This is a genomic window from Tamlana crocina, assembly GCF_012037625.1.
Map to the genome: position 1 here is coordinate 1 of NZ_JAAVJS010000740.1, position 306 is coordinate 306.

At 41.8% G+C, this 306-nt stretch carries 1 protein-coding gene; it reads right to left on the minus strand.

The genetic code is table 11. The features are described from left to right. Positions 1-102: 102 nt before the first annotated feature. The coding region (locus tag HC176_RS18800) for a tRNA ligase subunit PheS family protein (protein ID WP_483414765.1) at positions 103-306 on the minus strand (204 nt) is incomplete at its 5' end.

Consider the following 306-nt stretch of genomic DNA (forward strand, 5'->3'; position numbering starts at 1 on the left):
GTAACAGAACTGCACCAACGGCAAGTTCTATGATCTCTACAACGATAAGGACGATAATTACTGCAAGAGCAATAAGGCCGAGAATGACTACGCCAACTGTTTTCATATAGATGATTTAAACTGTTCCAAAAATCTCATGTCATTCTCATAGAACATACGAATATCCCCGATCTGGTATAGCAACATGGCTATTCTTTCTATCCCCATTCCAAAAGCAAAACCGGAATATTCTGCAGGATCTATGTTACAATTGCGAAGTACATTAGGATCCACCAGTCCGCAGCCCATGATCTCCAGCCATCCGGT